We start from the raw sequence: 18,645 nt of genomic DNA on the forward strand, positions 1-18,645 counted from the left end.
TCGCTGTTCTCTGCCACACCGCCCGAAGCTAAGAGGAACCTTAATGAATCCTGAGCATTTGTCGACCCGAAACCGGCCAGGGGGTAGGCGGGGGTAATTCGCCGTGCTTATCCCACATTGAAGGCGACGAAAATTGCCGTTCCGGGAAAGAGTTTCCCGCGCGCGGGCGACCACTGGCCGAACTCTAGCTCCAAGCCTTCGGGCCACTCGGGTTCAATCACGTCCGCCAGCCAAAACCCGGCCGTTCCAAGTGCCCGGACCCAGTCCCCGAACGTGCGGTGGTACTCGGCGTAGGTCAGCTCACCGTGTTCGTTGTATTCCTCGTACTCGCGCTGGAAGTAGCTGATCTGCGCCTCCATCAACGCCGGATCATCCGGAAACACCCACCGCATCGGGTGTGTCACGGAAAAGACGAACCGGCCCTCGGGGCGCAGCACGCGGGCCACCTCCCGCAGCGCGGCATCGATGTCTCGTACAAAGGGCAGTGCCCCGAAAGCTGAGAAAACGACATCGAAGGCATCATCCGCGTACGGCATTGCTAACACATCGGCCTGCACCAGCGGCACCGACCCATCTGCGCGGCCCAGCATTCCGGCCGAGAGGTCGAACCCCGTCACAAAACCGGGCTCAGTTTGCTGCGCAGCCACCCAAGACGCGCACGGGGCGGAGCCGCAGCCGATTTCCAGGACGCGCTGCAAGCGAACGTCGCCAAGCAAACCTGCCTCCTCTTCGGTGAGCATCTCCGGCGACCAGTGGAAACCTGCCAAGTACTCTGGATGCGCGGCGTGATAGCGGGCCGCATCAGCGTCCCAGAAGGTGCGGTTGGCGCGCGATGCTTCGGCCACGGTGAAACCCCTCCGGTTTATTTGCTTACGCTGGGCAAAGACACTACTGTACTAGGGGCGCATCTAGGCGTCGGAGCGGTCGGAGCTGTAATAGGAGGGCCCCGCCGTGCCAGACGTGAGATCGCTTCCCCCAGCGTAACCATTGCCGCGCCCTTGCGGGCCCCGGCACCGGAGACTTCGACTGCGGGCGGTGAGAGACGCGCTCCTGACCATTTCGATCTCCTATTTTTCGGAGCACATTTACATATGCGCACTTCCAACGCACCCCAGGTAGCTATCAACGATATCGGTGGCCCTGAGGAATTCCTTGCCGCAGTTGACGCGACCATCAAGTACTTCAACGATGGCGACATTGTCACCGGCACCGTTGTCAAGGTGGACCACGATGAGGTTCTGCTGGACATCGGATACAAGACTGAGGGTGTTATCCCCACCCGCGAGCTCTCCATTAAGCACGACGTTGACCCGGACGAGGTTGTCGAGGTCGGCGATGAGATTGACGCTCTCGTCCTCACCAAGGAGGACAAGGAAGGCCGCCTGATCCTGTCCAAGAAGCGTGCGCAGTACGAGCGCGCTTGGGGCACCATCGAGGAGCTGCAGGCCAACGACCAGCCGGTTACCGGTACCGTTATCGAGGTTGTCAAGGGCGGCCTGATCCTGGACATCGGCCTGCGCGGCTTCCTGCCGGCTTCCCTCGTCGAGATGCGCCGCGTGCGCGACCTGGATCCGTACATCGGCCAGGAGCTCGAGGCGAAGATCATCGAGCTGGACAAGCACCGCAACAACGTGGTCCTTTCCCGCCGCGCTTACCTGGAGGAGACCCAGTCCGCGGTCCGCTCCGACTTCCTGCACCAGCTGCAGAAGGGCCAGGTACGCAAGGGGGTCGTGTCCTCCATCGTCAACTTCGGTGCCTTCGTCGATCTCGGCGGCGTTGACGGTCTGGTTCACGTTTCCGAGCTGTCCTGGAAGCACATCGACCACCCGTCCGAGGTTGTCACCGTGGGCGACGAGGTCACCGTGGAGGTGCTCGACGTCGATCTCGACCGCGAGCGCGTTTCCCTGTCCCTGAAGGCCACCCAGGAAGATCCGTGGCGCGTGTTCGCCCGCACCCACGCTGTGGGCCAGATCGTCCCGGGCAAGGTCACCAAGCTCGTCCCGTTCGGCGCGTTCGTCCGCGTCGAGGAGGGCATCGAGGGCCTCGTCCACATCTCCGAGCTGGCTCAGCGCCACGTTGAGGTTCCGGACCAGGTTGTGGGTGTCGGCGAAGAGGTCATGGTCAAGGTCATCGACATCGACCTCGAGCGCCGCCGCATCTCCCTGTCCCTCAAGCAGGCTGATGAGGACTACACCGAGGAGTTCGATCCGTCCCGTTACGGCATGGCCGACTCTTACGATGAGCAGGGCAACTACATCTTCCCGGAGGGCTTCGACCCGGAGACCAACGAGTGGATGGAGGGCTTCGAGGAGGCTCGCCAGGAGTGGGAGGCACGCTACGCAGAGGCAGAGCGTCGCTACCAGGCCCACACCGCGCAGATCGAGCGTCACCGCGCTGCAGCCGCCGAGGCTGCAGAGAACGCCGACCAGCAGACGAACTACTCTTCTGAGTCCAACTACTCCTCCGAGTCCGAGGCTGCTGCTCCGGCAGCCGAGGGCGAGGCGGAGCAGGGCGGTTCCCTCGCTTCCGACGAGCAGCTTGCTGCTCTGCGCGAGAAGCTCGCGGGCAACTAAGCGCTTGCCCGTTTAGGGCTAGATGCTTGACGACGGCTAGTTTCAGCCGCTCCGGCCCGGCGCCAACCGTGAAGGTTGGTGCCGGGCCGTTTTGCTACCTTGGGGCCTATGAAGCGCATTGGGCTCACAGGCGGCATCGGCAGCGGCAAATCTACGGTGGCACAAATGCTTGCCGGCGCAGGATTCACCATCGTGGACGCGGACAAGATCGCGCGGCAGATCATGGAGCCCGGGTCGCCTGTCCTCGACCAAGTCGCTGAGGTCTTCGGCGCGGATTTGATTGGGCCGGACGGTGCGCTCGACCGCGCCGGCCTGGCTCGCCGCGCCTTTGGCTCGGAGGAAGCCACGCAGCGGCTGAACGCCATTACGCATCCGGCGATCCGTGAGGAAGCGGAGGCGCAGTTCGCTGCCGCCGAGGCCGCGGGAGCGGAGGCTGCGGTATACGACATGCCGCTTTTGGTGGAGCAGGGGTTGCACCGCGAGATGGACCTGACCGTTGTGGTGGACGTTGAAGCTGAGGAGCGGGTGCGGCGGCTGGTCGGCTCGCGCGGTTTGGACGAAGAGGATGCCCGCGCCCGCATTGCGCGACAGATTGATGACGCTGCACGGCGTGCCGCGGCGGACGTGGTGATAGACAACAACGGCCCAAAGGAAGCGCTTGAACCGCAGGTTGCGGACCTGATTGCGAAAATTCGAGCGTTGTAGAGTTGGGTCTGCAAAACTATTGGCTACCTAAAGTGTTTGTTCTGGACCAACGACATTTACCAGGAGGTTAAATTCCATTAACCTGAGCAATTTATATTGACCCGTCATGGGAACTTGGAACACGGGGCCGTTCGACAACGACCCCGCAGCGGAGGCTGTCGCCGCACTGGCGAACGGCACGTTCCGTATGGACCTGTTCCGGTTCAACTGCGGCCGCGGCCCGCTCGGCACCGACGAGGCAGAATCCGTGATTGCGCTCGCCGCCGTGCTGAATGGACACGCGCCTGAGGGCTATGCGTCCACAGAGCTAGCCTATCCGTTCACGGTAGATGATCGGAGATGGATCCGTCGTAACGCAGCGGAAGTTGTGCGCCCCGGCGGGTCCGAGCTCTACGAGCTGTGGGAAGAAGCGGGAGAGCTCGATGAGTGGCTCGAAGCGACCCGCAAGTACGCCTCCTAGCGCGCCGCCGGTTGCTGGTCCAGCAGTGCAGAGAGCAGCGGCATGTTCTTGCCGGCGCCGAAGCGCTTAGCAAAGCCCATGAGCACGAACATCATGAAGCTGTTGATGAACACGAAGGTGATGAATACCAGGGGTTCGTCGAAAGCCATCGCGGTGATCACACCGGCAGCGGTATTTCGCTGCGCGGTGCCAAGCGCACCGACCTGGGATCTGCTGCCGCCCCCGTCAAGGCCAGTGCCGTAGCCCACGTAAAACGCCACGGTGAGGGCCAGCATGCCCACGATGACGGCTTTCCACAACGTGAGGTCTGCGAAGTAGGGCCCGAAGGCGACGACGGAAAGGATGAGGAAGAACATCATCACCGCGTTGGCCACCTTTCCCACCACCGGGCGGATCTTCGCTGTCAGCCCGGGCGCGGCGTTGAACATGACCATGCCCACAGCCAGCGGCAGGATCATCTCCAGCAGCAGGGGTTTGATCAGCGCTCCCGCGGACACGCCGGCGATGCCTAGCGTCGCGGGAAGCAGTAGCGGCATGATCACCACCGTCGCCGCCATGAGCACCAGCTGCACGGTCGCGCCGAGGGCCACAGGGTTCTTGCTCAGCTGCGTCAGCGCCATGATCAGCGGCGCACCCGCCACGCACGCGTGGATGATCATGCCGGTGGAGTAGGGGTGCTCGAGCTTGGCAATCTGCACGAACAGCAGCATGATGCCGGGCACCACGAGGAAGTTCACCAACAGCAGGCGCAGGAAATACTGCCAATTCGCGACGGTGTTCTTGAGATCTTCCACTTTCAGGGACAATCCGGTGGAAAACATGATTGCCACCACGAAGATGAGCGATGCCGGAGCCATGAGGTCCTGCAGTAGTTCGAACATACTTCCAGGCTACCCGCTACACTTGCCCGCATGGCTTTTGCTGCAGAACACCCGGTCCTTGCGTATTCGGAGTTCCGCCCGGTCGGTGAGATTGAGCGGCGCGAGAAGCGCTTCGAGGTCATCTCGGAGTACCAGCCCTCGGGCGACCAGCCGGCGGCGATCAAGGAGCTGGACGCGCGCCTGCGCCGCGGCGAGGAGGACGTGGTGCTCATGGGCGCCACCGGTACCGGCAAGTCCGCGACGGCGGCCTGGTTGATTGAGAAGCAGCAGCGCCCGACGCTGGTCATGGCACCCAACAAGACGCTGGCCGCCCAGCTGGCGAATGAGTTGCGCCAGTTGCTGCCCAACAATGCGGTGGAGTACTTCGTCAGTTATTACGACTACTACCAGCCGGAGGCGTACATCGCGCAGACGGACACCTACATCGAGAAGGATTCCTCCATCAACGATGATGTGGAGCGCCTGCGCCACTCCGCCACCTCCGCGCTGCTGTCCCGCCGGGACGTGGTGGTAGTCGCCTCCGTGTCCTGCATCTACGGCCTGGGTACGCCGCAGAGCTACCTGGACCGCTCCATCGTCCTGCAGGTCGGGGAGGAGGTGGAGCGGGACCGCTTCCTGCGGCTGCTGGTGGACGTGCAGTATGAGCGCAACGACATCGATTTCAAGCGAGGCACCTTCCGCGTCAAGGGCGACACCGTGGACATCATCCCGGCCTACGAGGAGGTGGCGGTACGCGTGGAATTCTTTGGCGATGAGGTGGACGCGCTGTACTACATCCACCCCCTTACCGGCGACGTGATTAGCCAGGAGGATGAAGTCCGCATCTTTCCGGCCACCCACTACGTGGCAACGGATGACCGCATGGCCCGCGCAATCGAGGACATCAAGCTGGAGCTGGTAGATCGGCTGGAGGAGCTGGAGAACCGCGGCAAGTTGTTGGAGGCGCAGCGCCTGCGCATGCGCACGGAGTATGACCTGGAGATGATCCAGCAGGTGGGCTTCTGCTCCGGCATCGAGAACTACTCGCGCCACATGGACGGCCGCCCGGCGGGCTCCGCCCCGGCAACGCTCATCGACTACTTCCCCGAGGACTTCCTCACCATCATCGATGAGTCCCACGTCACCGTTCCGCAGATCGGCGGCATGTACGAGGGCGACATGAGCCGCAAGCGGAATCTGGTGGAGTTCGGGTTCCGCCTGCCAAGCGCGGTGGATAACCGCCCGCTGACGTTCGACGAGTTCGAGGCGCGGGTCGGCCAGACCGTCTACATGTCCGCGACACCGGGCGATTACGAGCTGGAGGCGGCCGGCGGCGAGTTCGTGGAGCAGGTGATCCGCCCGACGGGTCTGGTGGACCCGAAGGTGACCGTGAAGCCCACGAAGGGCCAGATCGACGATCTCATCCACGAGATCCGCCAGCGCACCGAGAAGGATGAGCGCGTCCTAGTCACCACCTTGACCAAGCGGATGGCGGAGGACTTGACGGATTACCTGCTGGATAACGGCATCAAGGTGCGCTACCTCCACTCGGACATCGACACGCTGCAGCGCGTGGAGCTGCTGCGCCAGCTCCGCCTCGGCGAATTCGACGTGCTGGTGGGCATCAACCTCCTGCGTGAGGGCCTCGACCTGCCGGAGGTATCGCTGGTGGCAATCTTGGACGCGGACAAGGAGGGATTCCTCCGTTCCACCAAGTCGCTCATCCAGACCATCGGCCGCGCGGCTCGCAACGTTTCCGGCGAGGTGATCATGTACGCGGACCAGATCACCGAATCCATGCAGGAGGCGATTGAAGAGACGGAGCGCCGCCGGGAGAAGCAGATCGCCTACAACACTGAGCACGGCATAGACCCGCAGCCGCTGCGCAAGGCCATCGCGGACATCCTGGATCAGGTGTACGAGAACAGCGATGATCCTTCGAAGACCGGGGGCGAAGCTGCGATCGTCGATAAGCCGGACGTGTCCCGGATGGCTTCGGACGAGGTGCAGGTGCTTATCGACGATCTTACGAAGCAAATGGGCGAAGCCGCCCGCGAGCTGAAGTTTGAGCTGGCCGGCAGGCTACGTGATGAGATCGCGGACTTGCGCAAAGAGCTCCGTGGTATGAAAGAGACTGGCAATTAAGCTGGCCAGGCAACAGAAAAGAGATTGACAGCATGCACGCGTACACATCAATCGCAGTGGGCACCGACGGCTCCGAGACCTCCCTGGTGGCTGTGCGCACCGCGGCCAGCCTTGCCAGGGTGTACGGCGCGAAGTTGACCATTATCTGCGCGCACTACTCCGCTTCCGGCTCCATGCTCAACTCCACCAATGCCGAGCTGACTGCGTTGGACACCGTCACCGAAACCGGTTCCCAGGAGGTGCTGGCGCTGGCACGCCAGATCGCCGAGGAGGAGCAGGCGCAGGACATCACCCTGATCTCCCGCGGGGGCCAGCCGGCGAACGTGCTGGTGGAGTCCGTCCAGGAGTTCAACGTGGACCTGCTTGTGGTGGGCAACAAGGGCATGCGCAGCCTCGCTGGCCGTGTCTTCGGCAACATCCCGGGCAGCGTGGCCAAGAAGGCGCCGGTGGACGTGATGCTGGTGGATACCCGAACGGACGGCCACAGCTAACCCGCATTCCGTCTTTTCGCACTACGGACTACACTAAGGCGTAATTCACCCTCACCCCGAAAGGTTAGAGAACACTCAATGGGTAACTACTACAACACCATCGTCGTCGGCTCGGACGGTTCGAAGTCTTCCCTCCTCGCCGTGGAGCGGGCAGCGAAGATGGCCGTGGCATTCGATGCCACCCTGGTGATTGGCACCGCCTACTACCGCTCTGAGGAGGACGCATCCAAGGCACTGCGCCAGGATTCCGTGACCATCCTGGGCGATGATCAGGCGCTGAAGAACCTCGAGGCAGCTGCAGAGCACGCACGCCAGGCTGGCGCGAAGGATGTGCAGACTGCAACCCGCCCGGGTACCCCGGTTGAGGCCCTGATGGCCATTGTGAACGACAACAACGCTGAGCTGCTGGTTGTGGGTAACCGCGGCATCAACTCTCTCACCGGCCGCCTGCTCGGCTCCGTGCCGGCGGACGTTGCACGTCAGTCTGACTGTGACGTGATGATTGTTCACACCGTGAACTAAACCGTCCGAGAGCTGGTGCTAGAGCTCCAGCTCTCCAATCACCGACAGGGTCTGCGTGGCCCGGGTGACAGCAACGTACAGGTCTTGCCACCCTTGTGGCGAGGCCTTTACTATTTCCGCCGGCTCCACCACAATCACATGGTCAAACTCCAAGCCCTTCATCTCGCTCACGTTCTCGGCGGAGATGACAGCGGTGAGGCGCTCGCCGGCATCGCCTGCATCATCCGCATCGCCCGCTCGCAGCGCCTCCTGCACGTCCGCCGGGTCCGTGCCCTCCGGGTAGTGCCGGACTTCCGCGCCGGAGCGGATGCTTATCGACGTCCCTTTGCCGCCCTCAATGTACCCAAGCACCCGTTCGGCGTACGCCATGATTTCCGCCGGCGTGCGGTAGTTCACCGTGAGCTCGTGCAGGCGGAAACGCTGGCCCACAAAGGGGGCGAGTGTCACTGACCAGTCGTCGGTGCCCGCCGGGGAGGAGGTCTGTGCGGTATCTCCGACCAACGTCATCCAACGTGACGGGCAGCGGCGAAACACCATCCGCCACTCCATGGGCGAGAGCTCCTGGGCCTCATCCACAATCACGTGACCGTATGCCCACGCCTGGTCGGCGCGTGCGCGCTCCGCGGTGGAGCGGTTGTCGCGCACCTGCTGGCGGGCGGCCAGCGTCTCCGGGTCGATCACGTCGGCGGCGGACAAAATCTCCGCCTCGAACTGATCGTCGTCGTTGTCCGTGGCTTCGGAAGAGGCGAGGATGTCCAGCGCGTCCTCCGCCTCCTCCACCTGGCGGCGCCACTCTGCTTCTTCGCGGCGGCGTTCCTCCTTCGGGTCTACGATGCCGATGAGTACCGCTAGCTCATCAACCAGCGCAGTATCCGCGGGAGTAAACGGGCTCCCGGGTTCTCGGTAGAGCGCATTCTGCGTGTACTCGTCGTAGTCCCCGGCTACCTCGGCAATCCTCTCCTTGCTGGTCAGCAGCTCCTCCAAGGTCTCGGTGGGTGAGAGGAGCGGAAAGCAATCGTCGATAAGCGCCAGCACCTGCGGGTGCTCCGCAAGATCGTCGTGGAGCTGATCCACGTCGGCCGCAGAAAGCAGATTCTCCCCGCCCAGCGGGTCTGTGCCGATGCGTTCCGCCAGCGCGCCGGCGAGCAGGCGGGTAACCTCCTCCGCGAACACAGCCTGAGCTGGGTTGTGCGGCTTTCGGGAACGGCGCGCCCTGGTGCGGGCAGCCTTCACCATCGCGGGCGTCGCCTGGATGCTCACGCCGTCGATATCCAGCGGTACAGGCTCGACCGGCACCGTCTCGTGCACCTGCACGGTGCGCTTGAGAATGGTCACCATCTCCTCCGAGCCCTTCACCTCGCGCGCGGCGATGCTCTCGGTGTGAGCGGCGGCGGTGGGGGAGAAGCCCGGTACGAGCTGCTCCAAGGTAGTCAGCACCACGCCGGTCTCGCCCAGTTCCGGCAACACGCGGGAGATGTAGTCCAAAAAGGTGCGGTTCGGGCCGACAATCAGCACACCGGTGCGGGAGAGTTGCTCGCGCCAGGTGTACAGCAGGTAGGCGACGCGATGCAGGGCGACGGCCGTTTTACCGGTGCCGGGTCCGCCCTGCACCACCATGACCCCACGCGTGGGGTCGCGGATGATCTCGTCCTGCTCGCGCTGGATCGTCTCCACGATGGACTGCATGTGGCCGGTGCGCGCGGCGTTCATTGCCCGGCGCAACGCGGCCTCAGAACCTACGTTCGCGCTTTCTTCTGCGGTCACCGCGCCAGACAGCACCTCATCATCCACCGCGGTCACCCGGCGGCCGCGCATGCGGATGTTGCTGCGCGTGGCCACGCCTTCTGGGTGCGCGGTGGTAGCCAGGTAGAACGGGCGGGCCTGCGGCGCGCGCCAATCCAAGAGCAGCGTGCGGTAATGGTCCGCGCGGTCATCAATACCCAGGCGGCCAACGTAGCGGCGATCCAAATCCTCCCGGCCGGGCACCGGGTTATCGGCATCCGCGTCCTCCACGTCAACGCGGCCGAAGACCAATCCCACCTCAGCCACACCGAGCTGATCCAGCTTTGCGTTCAGCGCGTGGTACTCCGTCTCGCGGCGCACCAGCGCGTCCGCGTCCGGGTTATCAGGGTCCACGTCCGCCTGGACCTCGGCGAGCTTCAGACGCGCCGCGTCCACCTCTTGCCGTAGGTGCCCAAAGAGCACGTCTACATACGCCTGCTCTTCTGCAACCCTGTTGTCCTTGTGGGGGTTGGTCACCCGCTGTGCCTCCTCACGTTGCGTTTGCCACCAGGATGGTGGCACTCATGAAGAAACGGCCCCAGCCCCCGGACTATTCCTTGGAATTGCCGCGGGGCGGGGCCGTGTGCGTTACCGGCGTTTAGCCGAGCTTCTTCTGCAGCTTCTTCACGGCCTTCTTGGCCTGCTTCTCAGCCTTCTTGGCCTTGCGCTCCCACTTCTTCTTGGTCCACCAAGACGGGGAAGCGTCGAGCTGGTCCCATGCGTGCTGCAGGTTGTCAACGGCATCCTGCGCGCGGTTCTGCAGCTTGGAGGTGGCCTTGTTCACCTTGCGCTGTGCACGGAACTTGTCCAGGCCGGACGGGCCAAGGTCATCCAGGGTGGACTGCAGATCATCCACAACGGAGTTGACCTTGCGCTTGGCCTTGAACTGCTGGAACTTGGACGGGGTGATCTCGTCCCATGCGTCCCCGGCCCAATCCTGCGCGTCACCGATGAAGTTGTTCACCTTGTGCTTCGCCTTGTACTGGTCCAGCTTGGACGGCTTCAGGTCCTGGTAGGTGTCCTGCGCCTGGTCAGCAGCGTCATCCAGCCAGTCACCCGCGTTGGAGAGGAACTTGGAGGTCTGCTTCTTCGCATCGCCCAGGAAGTCCTGCGCGGCATCCCCGGCCTTGTGCGCAGCCTTCTTCCAATCGCCCTTGTTGTCGTCGATGTAGTCGCCGACCTGGTCGGTAGCGTCGGAGAACCAGTTGCCAGCCTTGTTCAGCGCCTTCTCCGTCTCGGACTGGGTAGGCAGCGCCTGCTGCACGTTCTTGCGGGCAACGCGGGCGGCGTTCTGCGCGCGCCACTTCATGTCCGGCTTGCCAGCGGTATCAACGGTAGCCAGGAGCACACCGCCGGTCAGCGCGAGATCAGTCAGCGCTCCGGTGCGGCGGCGTGCCTTCTCGTCAGCGTCATCGGTGGCCCAGAACGCGTTGCGGCCCACCATGGACGCCAGGGAGGAAGCGGTCAGCAGCGCGGCCGCGGTGCGGGGAGCCTTACCAAGAGCGAAGAGGGAGCCTGCAGCAGCCTTCACACCACCGTTAATCTGTGCGGCGGTCTCCGGGTCCTTGGGCAGGAACGCGCGGTACTCGCGCGGCACTGCGGCACGGATCGACTTGAGCACGCCGTCAGCGGACTCCTTGTGGCCCGCCGGGTTGAGAACGGTTTCCACACCGTCGATGACAAACACCGATGCGAGCATCGGGCGGGCAATCTTGCGAATCATGAGCTAACCCATCCTTTTCTTCAATGGTCAAGTTCTACACACCACTGTAGACATTTCCGCCGCCGGTGTGGGCTGGCCTACAGCTACCAGCGCCGCTCCCACCACTCGTCCAGGTTGGGGCGCTCCTTGCCGACGGTCGTAGGAGCCCCGTGACCAGGCCAAATAATGGTCTCGTCCTCGCAGGTGTCGAAAATCTTCGTCTTCACATCGGTGAACAATCGCACGAATTCGCCTTCGGACGCGGTCTTGCCAACACCGCCGGGGAAAAGGGAATCGCCCACAAAGAGATTCAGGGTGTCCTCGATCGTCGCTGCCAGGCACACGCCGCCCGGGGTGTGGCCGCGCAAGATGGCCACCTCCAGGCTGTGGCCGGCGAAGTCGAGGATATCGCCGTCGCGCAGCTCTTGCTCCACGTGTCCCGGGATTGCAGGGGCATCGAGGAACGATGCCCAGTGCGTGGCGTTCGTGGCATCCAGGATGTCTCCTAGCGCCCGAACGTGGTCGAAGTGCCGGTGCGTTGTCAGCACATCGGTGATGGTGACGCCAGCTTCTTCGGCCATCTTGAGAATGGCTGGGGCGTCATCGGCGGCGTCGATAAGCAAGCCCTGCCCCTCGCAAGCCAGCAGGTAGCAGTTGTTGTCCATCTCGGAGACGGAGATGTGGTGCAGCGTGATCTCGGACATGCATGCCAGCGTAAGCGGAATAGTGGCGCGGCGGCGCACGTTGGTAGGTTGGTGGCGGTTTAAGAGAAAGGACCCACGTGGCAGAGTGGCTAACGGTGCGCGGCGCGCGCCAACACAACCTGAAGGGCATTGACATCGAGCTGCCCCGCGACAAGATGGCTGTGTTCACCGGCCTTTCCGGCTCGGGCAAGTCCTCTCTCGCCTTCGACACCATCTTTGCTGAGGGGCAGCGACGCTACGTGGAGTCCCTTTCCTCCTACGCCCGCATGTTCCTGGGGCAGATGGACAAGCCGGACGTGGATTACATCGACGGGTTGAGCCCGGCGGTGTCCATCGACCAAAAGTCCACCAACCGCAACCCGCGTTCCACCGTGGGCACGATCACCGAGATCTACGACTATCTGCGTCTGCTGTACGCGCGTGCCGGCACCCCGCACTGCCCGGTGTGCGACGCGGTGATTGATAGGCAAACGCCGCAGCAGATTGTGGACCAGATTCTGTCCATGGAGGAGCGCACCAAATTCCAGGTGCTTGCCCCGGTGGTGCGCAAACGCAAGGGCGAGTTCCAGGACCTGTTTAAGGATCTCGCCGCGCAGGGTTACTCCCGCGTGAACGTGGACGGGGAGACCTACCAGCTCACGGAACCGCCGGCACTGGAAAAGCAGGTCAAGCACAACATCGACGTGGTGGTGGACCGCCTGACGGTGAAGGCGAGCCAGAAGCAGCGCTTGACGGATTCGGTGGAGACCGCGCTCAAGCTCGCGGACGGCCTTGTGGGCTTCGACTTCGTGGACCTGGAGGCGGACGATCCTGAGCGGGTGCAGATCTTCTCTGAGAAGATGGCCTGCCCGAACGGCCACAAGCTGGACGTGGAGGAGTATGAGCCGCGTGCGTTCTCCTTCAACTCTCCGTTCGGTGCGTGCCCGGCGTGCGACGGCCTTGGCGTGCGCAAAGAGATTGACATCGACCTGGTGATTCCGGATCCGGACGCCCCGGCGGTGGACGCGTTCCAGATCTGGAACTCCAGCCCTAACAAGGGCTACTTCACCAAGTTGATCGAAGCGCTGGCGAAAGAGGAGGGCTTTGACGCGCACGCGCCGTTTAGCTCGCTGACCAAGACGCAGCAGAAGCACCTTGTCCACGGCTCCAGCACCACCGTGAGCGTTCGCTACAAGAACCGCTACGGCCGCCAACGTTCCTTCAGCGCTGCGTATGAGGGCGTGATTGGCTACCTCGAGCGCAAGATGGAGCAGGCGGAGACGGACACGCAAAAGGAGCGCCTGCTGGCGTACACCCGGGAGATCCCGTGCCCGACCTGTGACGGCACCCGCCTGAAGCCGGAGATACTGGCCGTGCGGCTGGATTCCACCACGCACGGTGAGAAGTCCATCGCAGGGCTGACGGAGCTGTCCATCGAGGACGCTAGCGAGTACCTGGACAACCTGGTGTTGGGCTACCGGGAGGAAATGATTGCTGGTGCCGTACTGCGGGAGATTCAGGCGCGCCTGCACTTTCTTATCGACGTCGGTTTGAACTACCTCACCCTCGCCCGCTCCGCGGGAACGCTCTCCGGCGGCGAGGCGCAGCGCATTCGTTTGGCCACGCAGATTGGGTCCGGCCTGGCGGGTGTCCTGTACGTGTTGGATGAGCCGTCCATCGGCCTGCACCAGCGCGACAATCAGCGTTTGATTGGCACCCTGAAGAAGCTGCGCGACCTGGGCAACACCCTGGTTGTGGTGGAGCACGATGAGGACACGATCCGCGAGGCAGACTGGCTCATCGACATCGGACCCAAGGCCGGCGAGTACGGCGGCCAAGTGGTGTACCAGGGCGAGCCGAAGGGCATTCTCAAGGCCAAGGATTCGCTGACCGGCGACTACCTCTCCGGCCGCAAAGCCATTGAGGTGCCCGAGTCGCGTCGGCCGATCGACCCGGAGCGGAAGCTGCGCGTAGTTGGTGCGCGCGAGAACAACTTGGACAACGTCGATGTGGATATCCCGCTGGGTGTGCTTGTGGCCGTGACCGGCGTGTCCGGCTCCGGCAAGTCCACCCTGGTGAACCAGATCCTCGCACGCACACTGCAAAACCAGCTCAACGGCGCGCGGCAGGTCCCGGGTCGCGTGAAGCGCGTGGAGGGTCTGGAGCATCTGGACAAGCTTGTGCAGGTGGACCAGAGCCCGATCGGGCGCACACCGCGTTCCAACCCTGCGACGTATACCGGTGTCTTTGACAAGATCCGCAATCTCTTCGCCGAGACGCAGGAGGCGAAGGTGCGCGGCTACAAGGCCGGCCGCTTCTCCTTCAACGTCAAGGGCGGACGTTGCGAAGCCTGCCGCGGCGACGGCACGATCAAGATCGAGATGAACTTCCTCCCGGACGTGTACGTCCCGTGCGAGGTGTGCGGCGGCGCGCGCTACAACCGCGAAACGCTGGAGGTCCGGTACAAGGGCAAGAACATCGCCGAGGTGCTGGACATGCCCATCTCTCAGGCGGCCGAGTTCTTCGAACCGATCACCTCGATCCACCGCTACTTGCAAACGCTTGTCGACGTCGGCTTGGGCTACGTCCGTCTGGGCCAATCCGCCACCACGCTGTCCGGTGGCGAGGCGCAGCGCGTGAAGCTCGCGTCCGAGCTGCAGAAGCGTTCCAACGGCCGCACGATCTACATCCTGGACGAGCCGACCACTGGCCTGCACTTCGAGGACATCCGCAAACTCATGTTGGTGCTCAACGGCCTAGTAGAGAAGGGCAACACCGTCCTTGTCATCGAGCACAACTTGGATGTGATCAAGTCCGCGGACTGGATCATCGACATGGGTCCGGAGGGCGGTTCCGGCGGCGGTACCGTCGTTGCGCAAGGCACTCCGGAGGATGTTGCCAAGGTGGAAGGTTCCTTCACCGGGCAGTTCCTGTCGGAGGTGCTGCAGCGCTAGGTCCGCCCCGCTGCGGTGCGGGATTTGGAGTTGAGGCGGAAGTGGTGGTACATTTCCCTGCACACCGCCCAGTGCGCCTGACTTAGGCGTGCGGGCCGCAAGTGGAGTGAATCCCACCCCAAGCCGCCGGAGTTGCAGAACCCGGTTGGATACGGGTCAACGGTGTTGGAACCGCACGGAATGTGCGTCTTCCGATACTAGGACGAACTCCCGCCACCTCCTCTCGGGTGAGCGGGATTTTTGTGTGGGGGTAGCACTACAAGCGGACCGGGAGCGGGCAACATTGTTTCCCTTCGTCTCAAGGAGTTCTCATCAGCGCTGAAGCTCGGATCAACGAACGCATCCGTGTTCCGGAAGTTCGTCTCGTCGGCCCGTCCGGCGAGCAGGTGGGCATTGTCCGTACGGATGATGCTCGCAAACTGGCATACGAAGCCGATCTCGACTTGGTCGAGGTTGCGCCGAACGCCAAGCCGCCCGTGTGCAAGATCATGGATTACGGCAAATTCAAGTACGAGCAGGACCAGAAGGCCCGCGAGGCCCGCAAGAACCAGCAGCAGACCGTGGTCAAGGAACAGAAGTTCCGCCCGAAGATCGATGAGCACGACTACCAGACGAAGAAGGCCAATGTTGAGCGCTTCCTAGAGAAGGGCAACAAGGTCAAAGTCACCATCATGTTCCGCGGCCGCGAGCAGTCGCGTCCGGAGCTCGGCTACCGCCTCCTGGAGCGTCTCGCAGACGACATCGGGGAACTCGGCGTGGTGGAGTCCCGTCCGAAGCAGGACGGCCGCAACATGACCATGGTGTTCGGACCGGCTCGCAAGGGCAAGAAGTAAACGTTCACAACTCTGAAGGGCTTTGAAAATGAAGCAGAAGACCCACAAGGGCACCGCGAAGCGCATCAAGGTCAACGGTGCAGGCAAGCTGCGCCGCGAGCAGGCCGGTAAGCGCCACCTCAACGAGAAGCTCTCGTCCAAGCGTCGCCGCAAGCTCTCCGGCACCACCGATGTCGCTCCGGCTGACGTCAAGCGCGCGAAGCGCCTCCTCGGCATGTCCTAAGCACTGCCTGATCCCTACAAACCTAGAACGATAAGGAAGTAAAGACTCATGGCACGTGTCAAGCGTTCAGTCAACGCCAAGAAGAAGCGTCGCGCGATTCTGAAGTCCGCGAAGGGCTACCGCGGCCAGCGCTCCCGCCTGTACCGCAAGGCCAAGGAGCAGTGGCTGCACTCCCAGACCTACGCTTACCGCGACCGCCGCAAGCGCAAGAGCGAGTTCCGTAAGCTGTGGATCCAGCGCATCAACGCCGCTGCCCGCATGAACGACATCACCTACAACCGCCTCATCCACGGCCTGAAGCTGGCCGAGGTCGAGGTTGACCGCAAGATCCTCGCCGATCTGGCCGTGAACGACTTCGCTGCGTTCTCCGCGCTGTGCGAGGTTGCCAAGAACGCCCTCCCGGAGGACGTCAACGCACCGAAGGTTGCCGCCTAAGCGCTCGTTCGTTAACTGACGCCCCGCGTGCCCGGTTTCTCACCGCGGCCGCGGGGCGTTCGTCTTTTTCGGGGTTAGTCTTCCCAAGGGTTGACCAGGCGGAGATTGAGTTCGTCGAAATCGCTGGTATTGCGCGTGAACAGTGTTGCATCATGAGCAATGCATGTTGCTGCGATGATGGCATCTGGGTAGCTTATGGGTCGCCCAATTGCCTTTCGATGGGCACGCACGTCGCCAAAGATCCGGGCTTCCTCGGCGCCAAAGGGGAGAACGTGTTCTGGCGGCATGAGCTCCAACCAGGTGGTAAAGCTCTGTTCGAGAGCGGTGCGTCTTCGACCAGGTTTGAGATACGCGATTCCCTGCCATATCTCACCGAGCGTCATTGTGCACAGTGCGGCCAGCCCGGGGGTGTCTCTCATGGACCTCTCAATCGAAACGCGGACCCTAGGGTCCGGATCCGACTTGAGAAACTCGGAGACTACGTTTGTGTCCCAAATGATCACGAGAAGTCAACTTTCCGCTCATCAATGACTCGATCGGGAAGCTCCAAATCAACGCTGGCATCAGCTCGGGAGACCAGCTGATGCAGTTCTTCGAGGGGATTGGTAGGCGCCACGGCGCGGTGCAGGATGTCCCGCACCTCGGCTTCCATGGATCGCCCCTGTAGTCGGGCGCGCTCCGCCAGAGCTTCTTTTACCCGTTCATCCAAGTTACGCACAATGAGTGAAGCCATCGGGCACCTCCTCGGTTTGATATCCCTACGCTAGCGCCATGCTAGGGGCCTGCTGCAGGGGAGTCAACACCCACTTGATTACGCTGGCGGCATGCCCCTCGATTTCAACGAACCGTTTACCGAGCGCACGCCCCGCGTAGTCAATGCTGCGAAACTGAAACGTGCGGCCGGTCGCAAGAAGGCGAAGGCGTTCCTCGCGGAGGGGGAGAACGCTGTTGAGGCCGCGGTAGCCACGGGTGCCGCCACCGACCTCTTTGTCACGGAGGAAGCCGCCGAGCGCTTCGAGGAGATCGTCCGCGCGGCCGGCTACATGAACGTATACACGCACGCGATCACAGAAAAGGCTGCAGACCACCTCGCGGACGCGGTGACCAGCACCGGCATTTTCGCCGTCTGCCGCCCCGTCCTCTGGACCGTCCCCGCGATTCTGAAGGGCAACCCGAAGCTGGTCGCGGTGTGCGTGGAAACGAATGACCCGGGCAACGCCGGCACCATCATCCGCATCGCGGACGCCGTAGGCGCGGACGCTGTCATCTTCGCCGGCGACACCGTCGACCCTGAGTCTCCCAAGGTCGTCCGCTCCACCGCAGGCTCGCTCTTCCACATCCCAGTCGCCCGGGATCGCGACATCCGCAGGGTCATCGGCCAGCTTCAGGGCGCAGGCTTATCGACGTTCGCTACAACCATGCACGGCGAACTCAACCTCGCCCAGCCAGGTGATGCCCTTGCCCAGCCCACGGCGTGGCTATTCGGCAACGAGGCGCACGGTCTCGGCGAGGAACTCTTGGATTCCGCCGATCACCGCGTCTCCATCCCGATTCGGGGGAGCGCCGAGTCGTTGAACCTAGCTACCGCCGCGAGTATCTGTCTCTGGGAATCCTCCAAAGCGCTCGGGGAGCACGAGGCTTGAGATAGTCCAACCAGTGCCCGGGTAGGTGGTTGGCATGGTCTCGTTGAGGCAGTCTTCGGTGGTCCTGTCTTCGGTGCCTCGTTTGAGGAATAACCCGTTTGCGTCAGCGAGCGATTGGATCATCCGCTCCTCGTCGTCGCCAAGGCCGTAGAACACCACGGTGAAGTCTTCCCGCAGCTCGATGAGGATGTTCTTGCTCTCGATAAAAACGTAGGTGGTCGTGAGGAGCTCGCTTTTGAGCGTGTCACGGATTAGGCGGTCGACATCCTTTGCCGAGGATTCGAGGCCTTTCTCGCTCTCGAGGATGACTGTCGGGTACTGGTCTCGCTTGTGCCAGTATCCGGGCACGATGTCGATGTAATCCGCCCACGTGTATGCCGCCGTGAGCACGATGAACGCGTACCGGTCGATGAAGCGCGGCATGTAGTTGCGCTCCACGTGGAAGTAGTAGTGGAGGAAGGACTCGCTCATCCCGCGGAAGGGCACCACATCAAGTGTGTGGGCCGTGGGATCGCAGTACAGCCGCGCGATCTTGTCCCACCGCTCCTCAGGCAGCCGCTCGTCCCGCAGTTGCTGAAGCTTCTTGCGCCGCTTCTTGCCTAGCTTCTGCCTGCTCAGGTTGCTCTTGCCCATG

19 protein-coding genes are annotated in these 18,645 nt (G+C 62.9%); 11 read left to right on the top strand and 8 right to left on the bottom strand.

Translation table 11 applies throughout. The annotated features are described in order from the left end of the window. Positions 1-107 precede the first annotated feature (107 nt). Positions 108-845, bottom strand: coding sequence for a methyltransferase domain-containing protein (locus tag JZY91_RS04875; RefSeq protein WP_234948820.1), 738 nt, complete (start codon positions 843-845; stop codon positions 108-110). Positions 846-1,091: 246 nt separating this feature from the next. Between JZY91_RS04875 and rpsA the strand changes: the two genes are divergently transcribed. The 3 genes from rpsA to JZY91_RS04890 all read left to right on the top strand — a co-directional run bounded on the left by rpsA (position 1,092) and on the right by JZY91_RS04890 (position 3,738). Further along, positions 1,092-2,573, top strand: a complete 1,482-nt coding sequence (gene rpsA, locus JZY91_RS04880) for a 30S ribosomal protein S1 (protein WP_234948821.1) — start codon at positions 1,092-1,094, stop codon at positions 2,571-2,573. Between the two features lie 108 nt (positions 2,574-2,681). Further along, the gene (gene coaE, locus JZY91_RS04885) at positions 2,682-3,278 is read left to right on the top strand and encodes a dephospho-CoA kinase (protein ID WP_234948822.1); all 597 of its coding nucleotides are present in this window, start codon (positions 2,682-2,684) and stop codon (positions 3,276-3,278) included. A gap of 106 nt (positions 3,279-3,384) precedes the next feature. Continuing rightward, entirely contained in the window at positions 3,385-3,738 is a 354-nt protein-coding gene (locus JZY91_RS04890; protein ID WP_234948823.1) for a DUF4259 domain-containing protein, read from the top strand. On the opposite strand, the gene JZY91_RS04895 is transcribed toward JZY91_RS04890, so the two are convergent. After that, positions 3,735-4,619, bottom strand: a complete 885-nt coding sequence (locus JZY91_RS04895; protein WP_234948824.1) for a bile acid:sodium symporter family protein — start codon at positions 4,617-4,619, stop codon at positions 3,735-3,737. The genes JZY91_RS04890 and JZY91_RS04895 overlap by 4 nt on opposite strands. 30 nt (positions 4,620-4,649) lie before the next feature. On the opposite strand from JZY91_RS04895, the gene uvrB reads away from it, so the two are divergent. From uvrB to JZY91_RS04910, 3 genes are all read left to right on the top strand, one after another. Continuing rightward, positions 4,650-6,743 (top strand): excinuclease ABC subunit UvrB, encoded by a 2,094-nt coding sequence (gene uvrB, locus JZY91_RS04900; protein ID WP_234948825.1) that lies wholly within the window; start codon positions 4,650-4,652, stop codon positions 6,741-6,743. Between the two features lie 32 nt (positions 6,744-6,775). Continuing rightward, positions 6,776-7,234 carry a universal stress protein gene (locus JZY91_RS04905; RefSeq protein ID WP_234948826.1) on the top strand — a complete coding sequence of 153 codons (459 nt, stop codon included), beginning with the start codon at positions 6,776-6,778 and terminating at the stop codon, positions 7,232-7,234. A 78-nt stretch (positions 7,235-7,312) separates the two neighbouring features. Continuing rightward, positions 7,313-7,756 carry a universal stress protein gene (locus JZY91_RS04910; protein WP_234948827.1) on the top strand — a complete coding sequence of 148 codons (444 nt, stop codon included), beginning with the start codon at positions 7,313-7,315 and terminating at the stop codon, positions 7,754-7,756. Positions 7,757-7,774: 18 nt separating this feature from the next. Here the strand turns inward: JZY91_RS04910 and JZY91_RS04915 are convergent, their stop codons facing one another. The 3 genes from JZY91_RS04915 to JZY91_RS04925 form a co-directional block, all read right to left on the bottom strand. Then, entirely contained in the window at positions 7,775-10,015 is a 2,241-nt protein-coding gene (locus tag JZY91_RS04915; RefSeq protein WP_234948828.1) for an AAA family ATPase, read from the bottom strand. Between the two features lie 121 nt (positions 10,016-10,136). After that, positions 10,137-11,261, bottom strand: a complete 1,125-nt coding sequence (locus JZY91_RS04920; protein WP_234948829.1) for a DoxX family protein — start codon at positions 11,259-11,261, stop codon at positions 10,137-10,139. An 83-nt stretch (positions 11,262-11,344) separates the two neighbouring features. Next, entirely contained in the window at positions 11,345-11,944 is a 600-nt protein-coding gene (locus JZY91_RS04925; protein WP_234948830.1) for an MBL fold metallo-hydrolase, read from the bottom strand. Positions 11,945-12,021: 77 nt separating this feature from the next. Between JZY91_RS04925 and uvrA the strand changes: the two genes are divergently transcribed. From uvrA to rplT, 4 genes are all read left to right on the top strand, one after another. Further along, a complete protein-coding gene (gene uvrA, locus JZY91_RS04930; protein WP_234948831.1) occupies positions 12,022-14,877 on the top strand; it encodes an excinuclease ABC subunit UvrA in 2,856 nt (951 codons plus the stop codon). Between the two features lie 311 nt (positions 14,878-15,188). Further along, the gene (gene infC, locus JZY91_RS04935; protein WP_095659887.1) at positions 15,189-15,710 is read left to right on the top strand and encodes a translation initiation factor IF-3; all 522 of its coding nucleotides are present in this window, start codon (positions 15,189-15,191) and stop codon (positions 15,708-15,710) included. 28 nt (positions 15,711-15,738) lie between these two features. Next, positions 15,739-15,933: a 50S ribosomal protein L35 gene (gene rpmI / locus JZY91_RS04940; RefSeq protein WP_234948832.1), complete on the top strand. Its 195-nt coding sequence runs from the start codon at positions 15,739-15,741 to the stop codon at positions 15,931-15,933. 48 nt (positions 15,934-15,981) lie between these two features. Beyond that, a complete protein-coding gene (rplT, locus tag JZY91_RS04945) occupies positions 15,982-16,368 on the top strand; it encodes a 50S ribosomal protein L20 (protein ID WP_234948833.1) in 387 nt (128 codons plus the stop codon). Positions 16,369-16,442: 74 nt separating this feature from the next. Here rplT and JZY91_RS04950 read toward each other — a convergent pair whose 3' ends face one another. Then, positions 16,443-16,871, bottom strand: coding sequence for a type II toxin-antitoxin system VapC family toxin (locus JZY91_RS04950; RefSeq protein ID WP_234948834.1), 429 nt, complete (start codon positions 16,869-16,871; stop codon positions 16,443-16,445). After that, positions 16,868-17,101, bottom strand: coding sequence for a toxin-antitoxin system (locus tag JZY91_RS04955; protein ID WP_234948835.1), 234 nt, complete (start codon positions 17,099-17,101; stop codon positions 16,868-16,870). The genes JZY91_RS04950 and JZY91_RS04955 overlap by 4 nt, the downstream gene beginning before the upstream one ends. Positions 17,102-17,192: 91 nt before the next feature. Here JZY91_RS04955 and JZY91_RS04960 point away from each other — a divergent pair, with 91 nt between their 5' ends. Beyond that, positions 17,193-18,011 (top strand): RNA methyltransferase, encoded by an 819-nt coding sequence (locus JZY91_RS04960; protein ID WP_234948836.1) that lies wholly within the window; start codon positions 17,193-17,195, stop codon positions 18,009-18,011. Here JZY91_RS04960 and JZY91_RS04965 read toward each other — a convergent pair. Next, a complete protein-coding gene (locus tag JZY91_RS04965; protein ID WP_234948837.1) occupies positions 17,946-18,644 on the bottom strand; it encodes a hypothetical protein in 699 nt (232 codons plus the stop codon). The genes JZY91_RS04960 and JZY91_RS04965 overlap by 66 nt on opposite strands. Between the last annotated feature and the right edge of the window lies 1 nt (position 18,645).

The organism is Corynebacterium sp. CNCTC7651, assembly GCF_021496665.1.
Lineage (GTDB): Bacteria > Actinomycetota > Actinomycetes > Mycobacteriales > Mycobacteriaceae > Corynebacterium.